The 18,317-nt window shown below is 59.4% G+C and carries 18 protein-coding genes; 15 read left to right on the top strand and 3 right to left on the bottom strand.

Translation table 11 applies throughout. The annotated features are described in order from the left end of the window. The first annotated feature begins 29 nt into the window (after window positions 1-29). The 5 genes from CYJ10_RS32270 (at window position 30) to CYJ10_RS32250 (ending at window position 6,277) form a co-directional block, all read left to right on the top strand. Entirely contained in the window at window positions 30-1,013 is a 984-nt protein-coding gene (locus CYJ10_RS32270; protein ID WP_180863137.1) for a Bug family tripartite tricarboxylate transporter substrate binding protein, read from the top strand. 73 nt (window positions 1,014-1,086) lie between these two features. Then, window positions 1,087-2,457: an MmgE/PrpD family protein gene (locus tag CYJ10_RS32265; protein ID WP_101685504.1), complete on the top strand. Its 1,371-nt coding sequence runs from the start codon at window positions 1,087-1,089 to the stop codon at window positions 2,455-2,457. Continuing rightward, window positions 2,450-3,880, top strand: a complete 1,431-nt coding sequence (locus CYJ10_RS32260; protein ID WP_257993632.1) for a M20 family metallopeptidase — start codon at window positions 2,450-2,452, stop codon at window positions 3,878-3,880. The genes CYJ10_RS32265 and CYJ10_RS32260 overlap by 8 nt, the downstream gene beginning before the upstream one ends. Window positions 3,881-3,938: 58 nt before the next feature. After that, the gene (locus CYJ10_RS32255) at window positions 3,939-4,937 is read left to right on the top strand and encodes a Bug family tripartite tricarboxylate transporter substrate binding protein (protein WP_101685503.1); all 999 of its coding nucleotides are present in this window, start codon (window positions 3,939-3,941) and stop codon (window positions 4,935-4,937) included. Between the two features lie 11 nt (window positions 4,938-4,948). Further along, window positions 4,949-6,277, top strand: a complete 1,329-nt coding sequence (locus CYJ10_RS32250; RefSeq protein WP_101685502.1) for an amidase — start codon at window positions 4,949-4,951, stop codon at window positions 6,275-6,277. A 79-nt stretch (window positions 6,278-6,356) separates the two neighbouring features. On the opposite strand, the gene CYJ10_RS32245 is transcribed toward CYJ10_RS32250, so the two are convergent. Both CYJ10_RS32245 and CYJ10_RS32240 read right to left on the bottom strand, forming a co-directional pair. After that, entirely contained in the window at window positions 6,357-7,157 is an 801-nt protein-coding gene (locus CYJ10_RS32245; RefSeq protein WP_101685520.1) for an IclR family transcriptional regulator, read from the bottom strand. Between the two features lie 45 nt (window positions 7,158-7,202). Next, complete coding sequence (locus CYJ10_RS32240; protein ID WP_101685501.1) at window positions 7,203-7,832, bottom strand: flavin reductase family protein; 630 nt, start codon at window positions 7,830-7,832, stop codon at window positions 7,203-7,205. A 200-nt stretch (window positions 7,833-8,032) separates the two neighbouring features. Here CYJ10_RS32240 and CYJ10_RS32235 point away from each other — a divergent pair, with 200 nt between their 5' ends. The 10 genes from CYJ10_RS32235 to istB all read left to right on the top strand — a co-directional run bounded on the left by CYJ10_RS32235 (window position 8,033) and on the right by istB (window position 16,950). Further along, a complete protein-coding gene (locus CYJ10_RS32235; RefSeq protein WP_101685500.1) occupies window positions 8,033-9,019 on the top strand; it encodes a Bug family tripartite tricarboxylate transporter substrate binding protein in 987 nt (328 codons plus the stop codon). Between the two features lie 8 nt (window positions 9,020-9,027). Next, the gene (locus tag CYJ10_RS32230) at window positions 9,028-9,435 is read left to right on the top strand and encodes a RidA family protein (RefSeq protein ID WP_101685499.1); all 408 of its coding nucleotides are present in this window, start codon (window positions 9,028-9,030) and stop codon (window positions 9,433-9,435) included. Window positions 9,436-9,490: 55 nt separating this feature from the next. Further along, complete coding sequence (locus tag CYJ10_RS32225; RefSeq protein ID WP_101685498.1) at window positions 9,491-10,378, top strand: amidohydrolase family protein; 888 nt, start codon at window positions 9,491-9,493, stop codon at window positions 10,376-10,378. After that, complete coding sequence (locus CYJ10_RS32220) at window positions 10,375-11,259, top strand: fumarylacetoacetate hydrolase family protein (protein ID WP_101685497.1); 885 nt, start codon at window positions 10,375-10,377, stop codon at window positions 11,257-11,259. Before CYJ10_RS32225 ends, CYJ10_RS32220 begins: the two co-directional genes overlap by 4 nt. Then, window positions 11,256-12,062, top strand: a complete 807-nt coding sequence (hpaH, locus tag CYJ10_RS32215; RefSeq protein WP_101685496.1) for a 2-oxo-hept-4-ene-1,7-dioate hydratase — start codon at window positions 11,256-11,258, stop codon at window positions 12,060-12,062. The genes CYJ10_RS32220 and hpaH overlap by 4 nt, the downstream gene beginning before the upstream one ends. A 17-nt stretch (window positions 12,063-12,079) precedes the next feature. Beyond that, a complete protein-coding gene (locus CYJ10_RS32210; protein ID WP_101685495.1) occupies window positions 12,080-12,874 on the top strand; it encodes an aldolase/citrate lyase family protein in 795 nt (264 codons plus the stop codon). 819 nt (window positions 12,875-13,693) lie between these two features. After that, window positions 13,694-14,080, top strand: a complete 387-nt coding sequence (locus tag CYJ10_RS32200) for a hypothetical protein (RefSeq protein WP_146002164.1) — start codon at window positions 13,694-13,696, stop codon at window positions 14,078-14,080. Window positions 14,081-14,683: 603 nt separating this feature from the next. Further along, window positions 14,684-14,956, top strand: a complete 273-nt coding sequence (locus CYJ10_RS32195; protein WP_101685492.1) for a hypothetical protein — start codon at window positions 14,684-14,686, stop codon at window positions 14,954-14,956. A gap of 171 nt (window positions 14,957-15,127) precedes the next feature. After that, window positions 15,128-16,138, top strand: coding sequence for an IS21 family transposase (istA, locus tag CYJ10_RS32190; RefSeq protein WP_180862835.1), 1,011 nt, complete (start codon window positions 15,128-15,130; stop codon window positions 16,136-16,138). Continuing rightward, window positions 16,135-16,950, top strand: coding sequence for an IS21-like element helper ATPase IstB (gene istB / locus CYJ10_RS32185; RefSeq protein ID WP_219621418.1), 816 nt, complete (start codon window positions 16,135-16,137; stop codon window positions 16,948-16,950). The genes istA and istB overlap by 4 nt, the downstream gene beginning before the upstream one ends. 164 nt (window positions 16,951-17,114) lie before the next feature. On the opposite strand, the gene CYJ10_RS32180 is transcribed toward istB, so the two are convergent. Beyond that, on the bottom strand, window positions 17,115-17,618 hold the full coding sequence (locus CYJ10_RS32180) for a hypothetical protein (RefSeq protein WP_146001989.1): 504 nt from the start codon (window positions 17,616-17,618) through the stop codon (window positions 17,115-17,117). Window positions 17,619-18,317: the final 699 nt, after the last annotated feature.

The raw sequence follows: 18,317 nt of genomic DNA, 5'->3' as shown, positions 1-18,317 counted from the left end.
AGCACACACGAAGGCAAAAGATGGTTCGCTTGGCGCAATGGAAAGTGGCTCGACGGATGGCCGGGGCTGCGATCACCACGGTCTTGGCGCTGACTGTGAGTCAGCCAGCACGGGCTGAATACCCGGATCGGCCGATCAAGTACGTGCTGAGTTCAGGCGCGGGGTCGGGGCCTGACGCGCTGATGCGACTGATTCTCGAAGATGTCAGCAAGCGTATTGGCACGGCCATCGTTATCGAGAACCGGTCCGGCGGTGGTGGATTGATCGCGATGCAGACCATTGCTTCGGCCGCCCCCGATGGTTACACGATCGGCCACGGCAACACGCAGACCCTTGGCATCAATCCGTCGTTATCCAAGGCCGGTCTTGCCGCCGCGAATCATGTCGAACTGATTGTCCAGACTGGCTACACGCCGAACCTGCTATCCGTGTCGCCATCGTTGCCGGTGAAGTCCGTGGGCGAATTGATCGCCTATGCCAAGGCCAACCCCGGCAAGCTCGTCTTTGGGTCGGCTGGTAACGGCACCTCTGGCCACGTCGGTGCGGAATTGTTCAAGTACATGACGAAGACCGACATGGTTCATGCCCCGTACAAGACCGCGCCGGCAGCTGTCAACGATGTCATGGCGGGGCACGTCGACCTCGTGTTTGACAATCTCGCTGGTAGCCTGGCCGCGGTCAAAGGCGGCAAACTGAAGCCACTGGCGGTGACGAGTCTCAAGCGATCTCCGCTTGTCCCGAACCTGCCGACGGTCGCCGAGGCAGGCGTGGCGGGCTTCGAAGTGATTGCATGGTCCGGGATCATCGGCCCGCAAGGCATGCCACCGGCTGTCGTGCAAAAACTCAACACGACAGTCAATCAGTCCCTCAAGGATCCACACGTCGTCAAAGGTATGCGTGACCTGGGCTACGAGGTGGTCGGTGGTACACCTGCCGAATTCTCCGCGTGGGTCGCGCGTGAACGGGCCAAGTGGGCCAACGTCATTCGTACGTCCGGTGCCGCTGTGGACTGAACACGCCGCCGTTCTACCTTTCCCCATCTCTCTACCAATCCAAAGAGGCATCGTCGCCTCGGAGTACGCTCGTATGTCAGTTCTGGAGACACTTGCTGCCTGGGCCACCAGCCAGGAGCATCAATGGTCGGACATCGTCCTGGATCGCGCCATGCACGCCTTTGGCGACACGATTGCCTGCATGGTGGCCGGTGGCGCCGACCCGGTCAGCATCAAGGTGGCACAGGGCATTCACGCGTGGGGCGCCGGTGCCGCAACTGTGGTCGGTACACAGCGCAAGGCACCCGCCCCGTGGGCCGCGATGGTCAATGGCACCGCCGCGCACGTGCTGGAGATCGACGACAACTTCTACCCGGCGCTCACCCACGCGTCGGCGGTGCTGGTGCCTGCCCTGCTCGCACTGGGTGAGGAAACTGACGCCAGTGGCATGGATCTTCTCGATGCCTACATCGTGGGTCTGGAACTGCATGCCACGCTGGGTCGCGGGGTCAACCGGTCTCATTACTTTGCGGGATGGCATCCCACGGCTACCGTCGGATGCATTGGCACGGCTGGCGCCTGCGCACGTCTACTGAAGCTGGATGCTGGACAGACGGTCGCGGCCATGAGCATTGCCGTGAGCATGGCCTCCGGCAACAAGGCGCAGTTTGGCACCGAGGCCAAGTCCTTCCAGTGCGGCATGTCGGCATCGAACGCGATCGTGGCCGCCCAGCTCGCCGCCTCGGGCCTGCAGGGGAATCCGGAGGTGCTGGAGGATCCGCAAGGGTTTCTCGCACTCTACGGTGGCCCTGCGCCGCGTGGCTGGGATGCGCCGCTGAAAAAACTCGGCAATCCGTTGGCCCTTGAAGAGTTCGGCCTGGCGCCCAAGCGCCACGCATGCTGCGGATCGGCCCACAACGCGATCGACTGCGTGCTCGATCTGAAGCGCGAACATGGCTTTTCGCCCAACGAAGTCGAGTCCATCGACATCCTGGTTGGCGCGAGCAACAAGAAAAACCTGCGGTACGACAATCCGCAGGACGAATTCCAGGCGCGGTTCTCGATGCACTACAACATCGCGCTGGCGTTGCTTCAAGGCACCGTGACACTGGCTGACTTTACGCCCGAAGCCGTGCAACGCAAGGCCGTGCGCGATCTGTTCCGCTTGACGCACCTCAAGGCCCGCGCCTTCGAGGACGAGCCGAAGGACCCGGATGACCGACCTCCGCATATCGTGAAACTCACGTTCAAGGACGGCCGCACGCTCGAGGCGCAACGCGTCTATGCACGTGGACTGATTCAGGACCCCTACACCGACGACGAGCGGCTCGCCAAGATCGAGGCATGCTGTCAGCCTTGGATGCCTGCCGACGCGCTGGCGTCACTCGTCGACCAGCTCGTCGCATTCCGCGCGCTACCGAGCGTGCGCACCTTGACGGCCACGTTTGGAGCCAACGATGCGTGACATGTCGAAGAAGCGCCAAGCACTGGATAGTGTCCAACGCATTTTCCAGGATGGCCGTTTTGCCGATGCCCTCGCAAAACGCGTGGCCTACCGGTCTGTGAGCGGCCCGGACGCAAAGGATGAGGATCTACTGCCGTACTACCGAGAGATCCTGGAGCCCGATCTGACCGAGATGGGCTTCCGTTGCAGCTATCTGGACAATCCAGTGGCCGGCGGCTCTGCCTTCCTGCTTGCCGAGCGCATCGAGTCGCCGGACTTCCTGACGGTGCTCACATATGGCCATGGCGATGTCGTGCCCGGCTACGAAGATCAATGGGAAGCCGGCTTGTCGCCGTGGTCGCTGACGTTACAAGATGGCGCCTGGTATGGCCGCGGGGTGGCGGACAACAAAGGGCAGCACCTCACAAATCTGACGGCGTTGCGCGAAGTCATCGCGGCGCGTGACGGGCGCCTGGGCTTTAACCTCAAGGCGCTGTTCGAGCTCGGCGAGGAGCGCAGCTCGCCAGGCCTGCGCCAGGTTTGCAAGGCGCATGCGCAGGCGCTTGCTGCGGACCTGTTCATTGCCTCGGACGGGCCGCGCGTCAGCAAGGACCAGCCCACCCTGTTCCTGGGTTCACGTGGGTCAGCCGTATTCGAATTGTCGTGCACGCCGAGAGCCGGTGGACTGCATTCTGGCAATTGGGGCGGCATCATGAAGAACCCTGGCGTGGTCCTTGCAAGCGCCATAGCGTCGATGGTCGATGGCCGAGGGCGCATTCTCGTGCAAGACCTGTTGCCCCCGCCGATCCCCGCGCCCGTGCGCGACGCGCTTGCCCGGCTGAAAGTCGACAGCGAGAGCTTGGGTCGGCAGATTGATGAGGATTGGGGTGAACCAGGGTTTAGCGCTGCGCAACGACTGCTTGGGTGGAACTCGCTGGAGGTGCTGACGCTGCACGCCGGCAATCACGCGAAACCGGTCAACGCTATCCCACCGGCGGCACATGCCCATATGCAACTGCGCTTTGTCGTCGGTACGAACTGGACAGCGATCGAGGACATCGTCCGTCGACATCTGGATGAGGCCGGCTACCCCGACGTCCAAGTGCGGCTGGTACGTGGGTCACCCGCCACGCGGCTTGATCCTGCGAGCCCGTGGGTAAGCTGGGCAAAGGAAGCCGTCAAGGACGTTATGGGTGAAGAGCCCGCTGTCGTACCCAACCTTGGTGGCACGGTACCGAACGACGTGTTCTCGGACATTCTCGGCCTGCCCACCGTGTGGATTCCGCACTCCTATCCCGGATGCAAACAGCACGCTGCCAACGAACATCTGCCACTGACGATCGTCGAGCAGGGCCTGGCGATGATGGTGTCGGTGTTTTGGGAACTTGGCGAAGCGCCCGCGCTGGAAGCACGTACCAGGCATCGGGCGCGTGCGGCAGCCTAGAGGATTGGCGGCTCGGTGATGTTGTTTACTTGTAGATCCTGTTTTAGGTGATATAGATATGTCGAAGCATTGGAAAGGACGTCGTGCCATCGTGATGGGGATGGCGATGGGGATGGGGTTGGCGGTGTCAGGCGCTGCGCTCGCACAGGGGGCGGCGAATTATCCGTCGCGTCCCATTCAACTGGTGGTGCCGTTTCCGGCAGGTGGGAATACCGACGTGGTGGGCCGTACGGTAGCCGCGAAGCTGGGCGAGCAGCTCGGTCAATCGATTGTGGTCGAAAACCGCGCTGGTGCGGGCACCGTCATTGGTGCGGCATTCGTTGCCAAGGCGCCGGCCGATGGTTACACCCTGCTGATCAGCTCGGGTTCGACGTTCACGTCGGGCCCGGCGATCACGCCGAAGCTGCCGTATGATCCGGTCAAGAGCTTCGAGCCGATCGGGCTGTTGGGGCGCAATGCGCTGGTGCTGCTCGCCGGTAAATCCATCGCAGCACACACATTCAAGGACGTCGTTGCGGCCACTCAGGCCAAGCCAGACGGCTACAATTACGCCTCGTTTGGCAATGGCAGCACCGCACATTTCGCTGGAGAGATGATCAAGACCGCGACCGGTATCCGCATGACACACGTCCCGTACAAGGGCAGTGCGCCGGCTATGAATGACCTGTTGGGCGGCCAGATCGAATTCGACATCGATACCGTTCCGGCAGCGCTGCCCTATATCAAGGAAGGGCGCATCAAGCCGATCGTCGTGACCACAACGAAGCGCTCCACCTTGTTGCCGAATGTGCCAACGCTTGCCGAGAGCGGTGTCAAGCTGCCGTCGATCTCCACCTGGGTCGCCATTGCGGCGCCTAAGGGGCTGCCTCTGGACGTCAAGGCAAAGCTGCAGAAGGCACTGGCGAACACCATGGCCAGCCCGCAGATGCAGGAGAAGTTGCTCGCCACCGGGTTCGAGGTGGGATACGCCGATGGCAAGGCGGTCGAGGCGCTGATTGCCGAGGAGTTGCCTCGCCTGAAGGCGGTTGCGCTTCATTCGGGCATCCACGCAGATTAAAGCATTCATCCATGCAACCGTTTGCCCTGAGTGCCGTCGAGGCATCTGAACTGATCCACAAGCGCGAGTTGTCGTGTGAAGACCTTGCGCGCTCCACGCTCGCGCAGATCGCACGGTATGAGCCCGAAATCCGAGCGTTCGCGTACCTGGATCCTGAGGCCGTTGTCCGTCGAGCGCGTGAACTCGACAAGCTTACGCCTGGGCATGCGTTGCATGGGCTGACGTTTGCCATCAAGGACGTTATCGAGACGTTCGACATGCCAACGACGTACAACACGCCCGCCTATGCCAGCCATCGCAGCGGCAAGGATGCTGCTTGCGTGGCGACGGTTCGTGCACTCGGCGCGCTGGTTGTCGGCAAGACCGATACGGTGGAGTTTGGTGCCAATGGTCGACCGGCCGCCACGCGCAATCCGCACAATCTCATGCATACACCGGGCGGATCGTCGTCTGGCTCGGCGGCGGCCATTGCAGCGGGCATGGCGCAATTGGCATTTGGCACGCAGACCGGCGGCTCCATCATCCGTCCCGCTGCCTATAACGGCGTCTTCGGCTTCAAGCCTACGCATGGCGTGACGAGCTCCGAAGGCGCCAAGGTCTATGCGCCAAGCCTAGACACGATTGGCTGGTATGGCCGAAGCGTCGCCGACTTGTCCCTCGTGGCTGATGCGCTGCGGATCTGCGACGAGCCCTCCAACGTTCCGGTGGCACTGCGCGGCCTGAAAGTCGGCTTGTATCGCGGACCACATTGGGACAAGGTCGATGCATCGGGAAAGGCCGCACTGGAGTCCACGGCGGCGGCACTCGCGCGCGAAGGCGCGGAGATCGTCGAACTGGCGCTGCCGGCCGATTTCGAGTCACTGTCCGCCGCCCAGCAAATCATCATCCGACAGGAGGGCCGGCGAAGCTTCCTACCCGAGCTCCTGAGCAGGCCAGACGTCATGCATCCGCTGATTCGGCAGACCGCCGAGAATGTCGTGGGCTATCGCCATAGCGATCTGGTCACTGCATATGATACTGCCGCGATGTGCAGATCAAAGTTTGATGCGCTCTTCCGAGACAGTGGCCATCTGGACGTGGTGCTCACACCGCCGGCGCTCGGCGAAGCGCCATATGGGCTTGACGACACTGGCAGCCCCGCGTGCAACAGCATCTGGACTCTGCTTCACGCGCCCTGCATATCGATGCCGACGGGATTGGGTAGCGGTGGCCTGCCCGTGGGCATCCAGATGGTGACGGCACGGTTTGGTGACCGGCGCTTGCTAGACGTCGCCTGGGCTATTCAACGGGATTTGGGATTGGGCGTTGCACCATGCGCCCACATGCGCAGTGAAATCTGAATACAGGGCGCCGAGCCCTGTGCCTATTGTGCCCAAACGTGATTTTTGTCGCGGACAGGAACGCGAGCGCTCATCACCGTCAGATGCGGGACTTTCCCATCTCAATGATTCGCTGACGCAGCATCTCAGCCTGCTTTTGCATCTCGATAACCGTAGCGGATAGGCGACTGGCAGGAAGTCGCTCGGTAATGGTCGCCATCGCGATACCCGCCACCACAGCACCCGAACCATCGAACACCGGAACCGCTACCGCTCGCGATCCCTGCACAACACCCTTCGCCGTGTAACCGTACCCCTGCTTGCGCGCCTCGTGCGCACGCTCCATGAGGTCAACTGGGTCGACTTTCAGCGCGGCCAATCGCTTCGCATTGCGTTTGACGATTGCTTTGAGCTCATCGTCCGGCTTGGACGCCAGAAGCACCAACCCGCTGACACCTACCCCAAGAGGTCGGCGGGCCCCGACATCAATTGACAATACCTTGACTGGGTAGCTCCCCGGCCAACGTCCGATGCATACAGAGTCGTCGCCATTGGCAATTGTCAGGAATATTGTGTCGCCCAGCGTCTCGCTCAGGTACTGCAAATATGGTTCGGCGGCGGCACGAAGCGGAAAACGCGCAATACGAGCCAAGCCTAGCAGCGACACCTCATTGCCAATGACGTAGCGACGAGTCTCTGGATTCTGCTCGGCAGCGCCTTCTTCAATCAGTACACGTAAGATCCGGTGGACCGTGGGTTGACTAAGTCCGGTGCTGGCCACCACGTCGACCAAGCGAACGCCTAGCTCTTGCCCGGCGGCAACGATGCGCAGTATGGCTAGCGCACGACGAATACTCTGTGCGCCTTCGGACGCGCCGCTCTTGTCGGACCCACGCTCCATCGTCACCTCCGTCATCAAAGAACAGCCGCTTGCACGGTTGACTGCCTAACCATCTTTGTTCATGACAGACTTAGGCGTTTGCGCTACAGCTCTCAGCGTGACGATCTCACCCAGACTCGCATAATTTGGGCCTCCAATACGACACACTGGGTTCAACTCGCGTGTCTCCACCTTGCCGTCACGGTACAGCCCATCGCGGAGATGGAATGCCAGCACCTCTCCGACAATAAACTCTGCGCCAGTCTCACCAAACTCAATGACACGCTCAAGCCGGCACTCCATGCTCACAGGAGCGTCGGCCAAACGCGGCGTGCGAATCGACACGGACGGCGCCGTGTCCAGACCCAAGATGTCGGCCTCGCTCACCTCCGGCGGATGTTCGACGCTGCTCATGTGAATCGCGTCTAGTTGCGTCGCATCGCCAATGTTGACCACGAACTCCTTCGTCGCGTGGATGTTCGCACCCGTGTCTTTGCGTACCCCTGCCTTCCGCCCGATGTTGATTCCCAACAGCGGAGGCTTATTCGATACGAAGGTGAAACAGGAGAACGGGGCGAGATTTATGACGCCTTCCGGTGACAGCGTAGTAATCCACGCGATGGGCCTCGGTACAACGATGCCGCTCATCAGTCGATACGTTGCTTCAGGGGATAGGGATTCGGCTAGGACTTGCATTACGGTTTCCTACGTTCGAACAGTGATGCAGCGATTCTGCCCTCGGCGACAAATGTGCGGCGGTGTTCGGCATCAATATAGTCCACATCATGGACTATTGGGAAGTTATTGCATTGCAGCAGCGCACTCGACATTTGTAGAGTGGAGTTGTCACGAGTCGGGCGGATGCCCGGCCCAACTAGATGACAAACGGAGACAACATGACCGAGTTTCGATGCCCGCGCGCTGTCACAAAAGCCGCGCTGGCGGCAGTACTGGTTTCCCTCGCCTCACCCATTCTTGCGCAAGCGTGGCCGGATAAGCCTGTACGCGTAGTCGTGCCTTACCCGCCGGGCGGGAATGTCGACTCCGCAGGTCGAATCATCGGCGCGAAGCTGCAGGAGATCTTCGGGCAGCCGTTCCTTATCGACAACAAGCCAGGCGCAGGCGGGATTATTGGCGCCGAATCCGTGGCGAAGGCAAAAGCAGACGGCTATACGCTGTTTCTGGGCGCGAACGGTCCCATTCTTTTCTCCCCCACGATCTACAAAAAGAACAGCTACGACTGGAAGAAGGACTTTGTCCCAATTAGTTCAGTGTCCTTCACGCCGGTGATTTTGCAGGTCAACAGTACTTCACCGTACAAGACAGTCGCGGATCTGCTAGCTGCGGCCAAGAAGCCCGACAGCAACTTGACAATGGCCTCCCCAGGAGCTGGCACACAAAACCACTTGGTCAGCGAGTATCTGCAACAAAAGACTGGAGCTCACTGGACCACCGTCCACTACAAGGGCAACGCGCCGGCCACGACAGATCTGCTCGGCGGCCAAGTCCAGTTCAACTTCGACCAGCTTTCCGTTGCCCTGCCCTTCATCAAGCAAGGTCGCACGCGGGCGCTAGCCGTAGGCTCCGCGAAGCGTCTGCCGCAACTGCCGAACGTGCCGACCCTACAGGAATCGGGTTTCCCGGACTTGACTGTAGAAACCTTCACCGGCCTGCTCGCCCCCGCTGGAACGTCGCAAGAGATCGTGACGAAACTTTCGGACGCGTTGCGCCGCATTCTCGCCGACAAGGAGGTGCAGGCGAAGTTTGATGCATTGGGTACAGAGGCTCGCAGTAGTACTCCAGAGCAATTCAAGCAGTTCCTGACCAATGAGGACAAGCGATGGACACCGCTGATCAAGCAGGCAAACATCACAGCAGAGTAGAACATCCCATGAACGCCTCCAGCGACAACCTCTCCACTCGCCGTACCAGCGTCTACGTGACCGGATTCAGTCATAAGAATCCTATTCCAGCCGGTTGCCGGATCGGCCCGCTGTTGATGAGCGGCAGCATCCAGGGCAACGATCCCTCCACCGGGAAGCCTGCCGAAACCATCGAGGCGCAATGCGAATATATGCTCGCAAACGTCAAGCTCATTGTCGAAGCGGCAGGCGGTACGACCGGCGACATCGTCAAGTTGACGGTTTGGATGAAGGACAGAAGTCAACGCCCTGCTTTGAACAAGCCATGGCTCGAGATGTTTCCCGACCCCGCGTCTCGACCGGCTCGGCACACGATGCAGGCCGACCTCGATATGGGGAAGCTCATCGAATGCGATTTCACTGCCTTCATCGCCTGACGTCACGGAACATCAACGCGCGCTTTAGGGCGCGCTCACTTCTTGCGCCACCGATATGCCAGACTACCTTCCCTTCGATCCCAATCCCCGTGCGCCAGTCCCTCTGCCGCCGGCCAACAGTTGCGACAGTCAGTTCCATGTGTTCGGCCCTCGCGACAGGTTCCCCGTTAGGCCAGGTGCGGCTTATGAAATGCCAACTGCGACGTGGGAGATCGCCCAGCGCTTGCATCGCACATTAGGTATCACTCGCGGCGTAATTGTCCAGGCCACGACCTATGGTGCGGACCACGCCGTCGTCCTTGATGCGCTCAAGAATTTGAACTCGCCGACCGGACCGCGCACCTACTTGGGTTGCGCCAACGCAGCCGTGCTGACTGAGTGCGACGATGCCTATCTGGAAAAACTCCACGACGCAGGTGTGCGCGGAGCAAGATTCACCCGCGCTGGGCTAGGCATCAGCATGAGCGCATCTGAACAAGACAAGGCGTTTTCCCGCGTCAAGGAACTAGGTTGGTACATCAAGCTGCAGCCCGAACCCGATGGCATCGAGTCGCAACTGGCCGCCTATGACAAGCTTAACGTGCCGATCCTCCTGGACCACATGGGACGCGCCGATCCTACCAAAGGAGATGCCGATCCGAGCCTCCGGGCCATCCTCGACAGACTGACGCGAGGCAACTACTGGGTCATGCTTTCACTCAGTGAGAAGATCTCGCGAGAAGGGGCACCCTGGAACGACGTCGTACCGCTAGCGCAACGACTAGTTGACGCCGCCCCCGACCGATGCGTATGGGGTAGCGACTGGCCCCACCCCGTTTCCGTCAAGCAGCCCCCGAATGAGGGTGACCTGCTTGAGCTCCTCTACCGGTTTGCTCCGGACGCCGCAATGCGCCACAAGATCCTTGTGGAAAATCCCGCCAACCTCTTCGGATTCGAAGCATGAAGCTCGTTACTTTTCTCGCCGGCGCAGAAGTTTCCTGGGGCGCCGTCATCGGCCAAGGTGCTGAAGCTGGCGTCATCGACCTCGCACGACGACTAGCGGATACCAAGTCCGTGAAAGATCTCCTCGCGGGCGGTGAACCGCTTCTCGCCCACGCGAAGGATGCCATTTCTCGCGCGCAGGTAGACCATCCCCTTGCGTCGGTACAGCTGTTGCCTCCGATACCGGACCCTGAAAAGATCTTCTGCATTGGTGTCAACTACGCACATCGCAACGCGGAGTACAAAGATAACAGCGACCTACCCAAATACCCGAGCGTCTTCATGCGGACGCCCGCTTCGCTGACTGGTCATGGTCAGGCGTTGCTGCTTCCGCCGGAGTCGAAGCAACTCGATTACGAGGGAGAGATCGGCATCGTTATCGGTAAGACCGGTCGCCGGATCGACAAGGCTGACGCCCACGCACACATCGCAGGTCTCACCTGCATCAACGAGGGCACTATCCGCGATTGGCTGCATCACGGAAAATTCAACGTCACGCAAGGCAAGAACTTCGACGCGTCTGGGGCTATCGGCCCTTGGGTGGTCACAGCAGACGAGTTCTCCGGTTTCGACAATATTGAATTGACGACCCGCGTGAACGGTGAAGTGCGACAGCACGACACTACGGCGAACCTCATGTTTCCCTTTGACGCGCTGGTCGCTTACCTTTCGCAGTTCGCTACACTGAACCCGGGTGACGTCATCGCGACGGGCACTCCTATCGGCGCCGGCGTTCGCTTCGATCCTCCCCGATTCCTCGTGGCGGGTGACGTCGTGGAAGTCGACATTGCAGGCGTCGGCGTGTTGTCCAACGTCGTTCGCGCCGAAGAGGTACCGTCATGACTCCCGAACAACTCAACGAAGCGGCACATCGGCTCGAGCAAGCACAGGAGACACGAGTACCGTGCCGCCAATTTTCCCTCGACTATCCGGAAATGACCATCGAGGATGCCTATGCTATTCAAAGCGCCTGGATGGCCTTGAAGCAAACGAAGGGCCGGATCGTCAAGGGTCATAAAATTGGCTTGACGTCGAAAGCCATGCAACGCGCCGTCAACATCAGCGAGCCTGATTTCGGCGTGTTGCTCGACGACATGTTCTATCGCGACGGCTCGGCAATCCCTTCCGACCGATTCATGCAGTTACGCATTGAAGCGGAACTAGCATTCGTTCTCGATAAGCCACTGTCCGGCCCTGACTGCACACTGTTCGACGTGCTGGACGCCACAGCCTTCATCACTCCGGCCCTCGAGATCCTGGATGCACGAATTCAGCGGGTAGACCCAGAGACGAAACGCACTCGCACGGTACTCGACACGATTTCCGACAACGCGGCCAATGCCGCCCTTGTATTGGGCGGTCGTCCTTTCCGCCCCGCTCTGCAAGATGTTGATCTGCGCAGAATTGGGGCGATTGTTAGCAAGAACGGCGAAGTCGAAGAAACCGGATTGGCAGCAGGGGTCCTAAACCATCCTGGCTATGGCGTGGCGTGGCTGGCCAACCGACTGCATCGTCATGGCGTGGTCCTTCAGCCGGGCCAGGTCATCCTTGCCGGCTCGTTTATTCGCCCGCTCGACGTGACTAAGGGCGACACCATCATTGCCGACTACGGCGACTTTGGCACCGTCTCGTGCCATTTCCACTGACTCTTGGAGGTCACGCGATGGCGATTGCCGTCAATCAATTCAAAAAGGCATTGCGAGCAGGCAAGCCTCGAATCGGTATCTGGTCGGCGCTGGCGAGCCACTACACTGTCGAGATACTTTCGGGTGCAGGTTTCGACTGGATCATGCTTGACGCCGAACACGCGCCCAACGAGGTGTCGATGGTGCTGCAACAGCTTCAGGCCGTCGCCGCAGACCCCGAACGCAAAACTTCTGCGGTCGTCCGGCCGGCTTGGAACGATCATGTTCTGATCAAGAGGTTCCTGGACATTGGCTGTGAGACGTTGCTGATTCCCTATGTGCAAACGAAAGAGGAGGCAATCGCTGCAGTCAAGGCTATCCGCTACCCCCCACATGGCGTTCGTGGAGTAGGTGGTGCAACCGTTCGTGCAACGCGTTTCGGACGCACACACGACTACATGCAGACCTGCCACGACGAACTCTGCCTGCTGGTTCAGGTGGAGACGGCAGAAGCACTAGAAAACCTGGAAGATATCTGCAGCGTTGAAGGTGTGGATGGCGTTTTCATCGGCCCCGCAGATCTAGCCGCTAGTCTAGGCTATCCAGGCCAGCCCACGCATCCGGAGGTCCGTGTCGAGATCGACAAGGCCATCCAACGCATTGTGGCTTGCGGTAAGGCGCCGGGAATACTGATGGTTGATGAGAAGCGCGCAAAGGAATGTTTGGCGCTTGGCGCTCTGTTCGTCGCAGTGGCCGTCGACACTGTAATGCTCGCCCGTGGCGCGGAAGCAGTAGCAGCAAGATTCGCAAACGACAGCAACAATCCGGCGTAGCGCTACCGGCTCAGGAGACTCGCTACCGCCAACTCAGCTTGGTGCCTAGCAATGTTAGGTGGTGTTTTCCTGTGCAAGCGATTGATGACGTCGCTGATTGATGACCTCGCTGTCCGACAGTTCTGCCTGTGGTTCAGCGGGTCATCCTGCTGCCTCCTCAGAGGAGGCGCAGGCGCGCGTTATGCGCACTGTGGCAATGCAAAATCCTTCCATAGTTGACCTAATACGAACGCGCGCCCAGGCAACGGCAGCGCCAACTTGGCTGCGATGCTACAGTCTGCAAGAGCTCGGATGAGGCGCCACCGAGGCTAGAGAGGCAGGAACCTTGCACGTGATCCCGCTCTAGTGCGCCGATGCCGGACGGCCCAGACCATGCCGCATAAGGCAGGTTGATTCGTGGTGCGCAAGGTTGCCACACAATCCTCCAGCACCGAGTCCATCGGGAAAATAGACATCTCCGCCGCACAGCCCACCACAATGGCAATCTCTAAGGGAGAGCCAACCGCCATCGCGCACTTGAGGCGATCCGCGAGCACCATGGCGGTGCCCAACCTCGCTACATCACCGCTCTCCTTGGCTTCCAAACGAATCTCACGCGCAAGAGCTCGGATGTAATGCAGCAAATCCGCTGAAGTTACGACATTCAAGTGCGAGCCCCTGCGCAGAGAACTTCATTTGAAAAACAGATACTTTGGTGGTAGCCCTCAGTCCAACGCTCTCTATCTCGTGCTGAGAATCGATATAGAGCTCGACGCTGTGGACAAGCTCCATTTTCCGCCATCGTGACTATACTGTACTTATATACAGTGTCACGACGCCATGCCCCGCCTCTCTCCACTAATCAGATTGCCGGAACTGCCCGAAGGCCTGCGACACCATCCGATCGGTCAGAACTGCGACCGCTACTACACTCTGGATGGCGCCGGACAACCAGTGCGGTGCTACGACTACACCGAACACGCAACCTGGACGAGTTGCGAGGGAAAGGGCTGGCAAATCAAGGACGACCTGCCGGAATACGCGCTTGAGGTTTGGACATATTTCTCGGGCTGGGCAAGCTTGAAGGATGACCTACCGCCGATGTTCTGCACCACGATTAGCGGCAGTATTCGGAAGTGCTACTACTCACGCACCTGGGAGGGCGCGGAGGCCAAGCACGGACACGTGCTTGAGAAAATTCGGAAAACGCTGACGAAGATAACTTGACCCCGCGTGCGTAGGGATGACAGCTAAGTGGCTAATCATTCACAATACGCCTCTCGCTGACAAGGCGTGACCCCGCTCCCTCCCACTATGCGTCCCTCGCGTAGTGGGATTTTTTCGATCGTTCCAGCAATGGGGGAAGCCGCGCGCGCGGCGGAGGTTTCCGGCCCCGGGCGGCGAGCCGTTCGCGGTCGCGGGGCTCTTGCGCACGTGGCCGGACGGCGCCGTGTCGTCCACGATGCCGACCCTCATCGCCGACCCTAAACGCCCCCCCACCCGCTGATGCAGCCCTTCCACAAGCCTGGTGATGAGAAGCGCCGCGTGGTGGTACTGTCGCGCGAAACTTAAGACGACTGGCTTACCTGCCGGGACCCAGAGTTCGCCCGCTCCTTCTCGCCTCACGCCCGTCGATGCCCTGGTGACAGAACCGGCCCCACTGCCGCCACGCGGCAAGGCCGACATGGTCAGCCTGAATTTGCATCACACCGCGATGGAAATCGGGGGTGAGCGCCCGCTGGAAAAAGCCAGAATCCGGTCGTATATTTCCTACTGCCTTGACGAGTTTCGCCAGCAAAGCTGTTTAACGTTTCCTGTGCTGAGGTCGCCATGTTCATCACCATCCACCGCCATGGGCCCCGCGCGCTCTTCGTCCGCGCTGGCACACCCGTTTCGGAAGTTCCCCTCTATGCACTCCACTGGCTCGGTACCATTGAGTCAACCGCCGACGCCGAACTGAAGGCGGATACACCGATGCTTGGCCTGTCGCCTCCGGCCATCCTTTACGACATCACGGTCCATGGATTCTGTGTCTTGGATGTGCCCGATATCAGTGCTGTAACGCCGCCACGCAACTCCGAACGCGAAGCGCTGGCCCGCTAATTTTCCTTTCGCCGTAGTCTTCGAACGACGCTTTCGGCCCGTGCATTTGTCAGACAGTGTGGGCGGCGGACGTAAATTGCACAGAACTGGCGGACGAAATTTGCACGCTCGGGCAAGGTGGCAGCTCCGAAAGAGCCTTTGGAGCCGCCTATGTACGGGAGGGAACAACGCGTGTTGCTACGTCACTATCTGGAGCAAGGCCTGTCCAAAACGGAGATCGCGCGGCAATTGGGCGTGAGCCTGCGCACCCTGTACTACTGGATCGACACAGGGCAACTCGATCGCTCACGGGATAACGAGTCACTGCGGTACCGGTGTCGTCCACCGGTCCCACACAAGATTGATAAGTTCCGCGGCATTATCACGGCACGCCTGGCGGAATACCCGAGGCTGACCGCGATGCGGCTGTTCGAGGAGATCTGCGCTGCCGGTTACAAGGGCGGCTATTCGCAGGTCAAGGAGTTCGTGCGACAAATTCGCCCAGGTGCGGTCCCAGAGCCAGTCGTGCGTTTCGAGACGCCGCCCGGACGGCAGGCGCAAGTTGATTTCGCCGAGTTTCGGCTGCCATGGGGCAAACGGTACGCCTTGTTCGTAGTGCTGAGCTATTCGCGACGCATGTGGCTTCAGTTTTACCCGCGCCAAAGCATGGAGGTGCTCATGCAAGGCCTGGAAGAGGCCTTTGCCTTCCATGGTGGCGTTCCCTTGGAGCTACTGTTCGACCAAATGAAAGCCGTTGTGGTCGACGATCAGCGTGGCGCCGGCGGCAGGGTGTTGGAGAACGTCGAGTTTTCGCGCTTTGCTCGCCATTGGGGCTTTCGCATCCGCGCTTGTCGCCCGTACCGGGCTCAGACCAAAGGCAAGGTGGAGCGACCCATCAGATATGTCCGACAGAGCTTCTTCTACGGTCGGGAATTCCTCAATGATGCAGATCTGAATACCCAGGCGTTGTCGTGGGTAATGCGCAAGGCCAACCAGCGGAAACATCGGACCACTGCAGAGGCACCCGATGCCCGCTTTCTACGCGACGAGTTGGCCTTACTTCAGCCGTTGGCACGAGCACCATATAGAGGACTGGCAACCCTGTCAGACCGCCCGACTTGCCGGATACCGGCCGCGGCCTTGCCCAGGGTGGAGAGGCGCTCCCTGAGCGAATACGGCAGGCTGGCGGGAGACCAACGATGAGCGCCGCCCGGTCACCCCGCGAGGCCATCCGCGATATGCTGGCGGATCTTAAGATGCCAGGTTCGCTCGAGGCGATCGACCAGATCCTCAGCGCGGTCGACAGCGGCCAACTAACAGCGTCTGAAGCAATTCAGCGCCTCCTGGGAGCGCAGATAAAGCTGCGAAACAACCGCCGTCTGATGGCGGCAATGCACTCTTCCCGGCTCCCTGCTATCAAGACCCTGGAGGATTTCGATTTCGCCTTTCAGCCATCGATCAAGCGCGAACAAATCGAGAGCTTGCACGAGCTCGGCTTTGTCGAGCGCAAGGAGAACGTCGTCCTGCTCGGCCCGCCTGGCGTCGGAAAAAGCCACCTCGCAATCAGCCTGGCCGTCGCGGCGGCCAAGCGGGGCCGCCGCGTCTACTATGGGACCTTGATCGACTTGATCTCGTCACTTGAGGAAGCGCAGGCGACGGGACAACTGCTTCGTCGTCTCACGGTACTAACCCATCCGGCGTTGCTGGTCGTCGATGAGATTGGCTACCTGCCGATCACGCACGGCGGCGCTGTGCTGTTCTTCCAGCTCATTAGTCGACGCTATGAACACGCTTCTACCGTACTGACTTCCAACAAAGGATTCGAAGAATGGGGAGCTGTCTTCGGGGATGAAGTGATGGCTGCCGCGCTCATCGACCGAGTGCTCCATCACTGCCATCTCGTGAACATCAAGGGGAACAGCTATCGCATGCGTGAGCACGCAGAGCTCTCGCGGGAGCTTAACCGTGAGTCACGCGCTCGACGCACACGCGCGGAAATAACGGGCACCGCATAGTTCCCGAGTTCGCTTGAACTGCTATCGCCTCCAATCGGCGGTTCCCGACCCTGAAGGGTCCTTCAGCTTTCTCGTTAGCGGACAGTCGCGAAGATCAATTCGCGCGCTCGTTTCGGCAGCCGCGCGGAGGGGTAGCTTGAACCGGCGACAATGCCCGGAACTCGTCAATAATTTGCCCAAGCCTCCGAACCGTTGAACGCATACCCTTCTTGTTCGCCCATCGCATCTTGAATTGACGGCCACTCGATACGGGGATCGTAGATGTATCGCGGCAAAACGAAGTATCTGGAATGTCTCACGTCGATAATCGTCGTCAGCCTTTCGAATTTCTTTTCCATCCAACTGAAGGCAATGAAGTTCGAACATTCTGACATTGCGAAAATGCTGCCCCACGCATAGCCGGGAAGCCGGCGCCCGGCTAAATCAACGACGTGGTATGAATCTCCGTGAGGAGGCTCACCTGCATATCGCAGTGTGATCTCATAGCTACCATCGGGCGGAATCAGCACGTAGTCCCCCATGCCTGCCCAATGGCAAAGGTTATCCAACGTAAATTGAATCTTGCAAGGTTCCATCAGCCTGCTTTTCATCGCAAATGAAGATTGCTCACCCGATTGTCGGCGATTCGCATAGGTATGTCGAACGGCCGAAAGTGGCTTTGGATTCAACGCGAAACTGCGACCCTCTCTGGCCGATCTTTTCGGTCATTGGGCGGTACATGCAAGTTGTGTCGAGCTACGAAGGTTTAGCGTGACTGCATGCAAGGTCCGCTTCCGCACTAATCAATGACTTCGGTGGAATCGCGTTGTCAGTCTGACGAGTTGCGATCTCTATCGAACGTGATCTAACCATAGTTCCATCTGTCTTTCTCGTATGGATATGTTCGATGTTGAACAGCCTGCGATCACAATCGAACCAATACCTTGATTCCCCAATTCTGTAGCTCTCCGTCGACGACACTACCTGTTCTTCAACGTATGTCTGTCGATTCCAGGCAGTGATGCCACCATCGCTCGTCCGATGAATTGAGTTGACGTCGATTTCGACCTTCGTGAAAATCCTGAGTGGGTATGGCGCAGTGACAGGCTTCCATTGCGGCTTCGCCATCTGTGTCTGATCCGCAGGCAATGAGGCGAGCGAGTCCACGTCCCGTGCTTGGTGTGTGATATTGCTGCATCCCGCGCACATGCTGCCAGCAATGATGATCAGAGAAAGAAGTTTCATGGTATTCACTTTGCTGTATCCGATCCATTCGCAGGCGATGGCGCAGATTTTTTGCAAATCCTCCGAGTGATTAAGTGGTTAAAAAGACCTGACCGGGATTGTCTACAAAGTGAGCCTGGATGTCGATTGACCGCTCATGGCCG

The sequence above is a fragment of the Cupriavidus pauculus genome (assembly GCF_002858765.1).
Taxonomy (GTDB): Bacteria; Pseudomonadota; Gammaproteobacteria; order Burkholderiales; family Burkholderiaceae; genus Cupriavidus; species Cupriavidus pauculus_B.
The sequence above is the reverse complement of the archived record's forward strand: the minus strand, read 5'-3'. Positions and strand labels throughout refer to the sequence as shown.

Bases quoted from the DNA above. Each gene is read 5' to 3' on its own strand.
- CYJ10_RS32265 (WP_101685504.1), top strand. From the start codon at position 1,087: ATGTCAGTTCTGGAGACACTTGCTGCCTGGGCCACCAGCCAGGAGCAT.
- CYJ10_RS32260 (WP_257993632.1), top strand. From the start codon at position 2,450: ATGCGTGACATGTCGAAGAAGCGCCAAGCACTGGATAGTGTCCAACGC.
- CYJ10_RS32255 (WP_101685503.1), top strand. From the start codon at position 3,939: ATGTCGAAGCATTGGAAAGGACGTCGTGCCATCGTGATGGGGATGGCG.
- CYJ10_RS32250 (WP_101685502.1), top strand. From the start codon at position 4,949: ATGCAACCGTTTGCCCTGAGTGCCGTCGAGGCATCTGAACTGATCCAC.
- CYJ10_RS32245 (WP_101685520.1), bottom strand. From the start codon at position 7,157: ATGGAGCGTGGGTCCGACAAGAGCGGCGCGTCCGAAGGCGCACAGAGT.
- CYJ10_RS32240 (WP_101685501.1), bottom strand. From the start codon at position 7,832: ATGCAAGTCCTAGCCGAATCCCTATCCCCTGAAGCAACGTATCGACTG.
- CYJ10_RS32235 (WP_101685500.1), top strand. From the start codon at position 8,033: ATGACCGAGTTTCGATGCCCGCGCGCTGTCACAAAAGCCGCGCTGGCG.
- CYJ10_RS32230 (WP_101685499.1), top strand. From the start codon at position 9,028: ATGAACGCCTCCAGCGACAACCTCTCCACTCGCCGTACCAGCGTCTAC.
- CYJ10_RS32225 (WP_101685498.1), top strand. From the start codon at position 9,491: ATGCCAGACTACCTTCCCTTCGATCCCAATCCCCGTGCGCCAGTCCCT.
- CYJ10_RS32220 (WP_101685497.1), top strand. From the start codon at position 10,375: ATGAAGCTCGTTACTTTTCTCGCCGGCGCAGAAGTTTCCTGGGGCGCC.
- hpaH (WP_101685496.1), top strand. From the start codon at position 11,256: ATGACTCCCGAACAACTCAACGAAGCGGCACATCGGCTCGAGCAAGCA.
- CYJ10_RS32210 (WP_101685495.1), top strand. From the start codon at position 12,080: ATGGCGATTGCCGTCAATCAATTCAAAAAGGCATTGCGAGCAGGCAAG.
- CYJ10_RS32200 (WP_146002164.1), top strand. From the start codon at position 13,694: ATGCCCCGCCTCTCTCCACTAATCAGATTGCCGGAACTGCCCGAAGGC.
- CYJ10_RS32195 (WP_101685492.1), top strand. From the start codon at position 14,684: ATGTTCATCACCATCCACCGCCATGGGCCCCGCGCGCTCTTCGTCCGC.
- istB (WP_219621418.1), top strand. From the start codon at position 16,135: ATGAGCGCCGCCCGGTCACCCCGCGAGGCCATCCGCGATATGCTGGCG.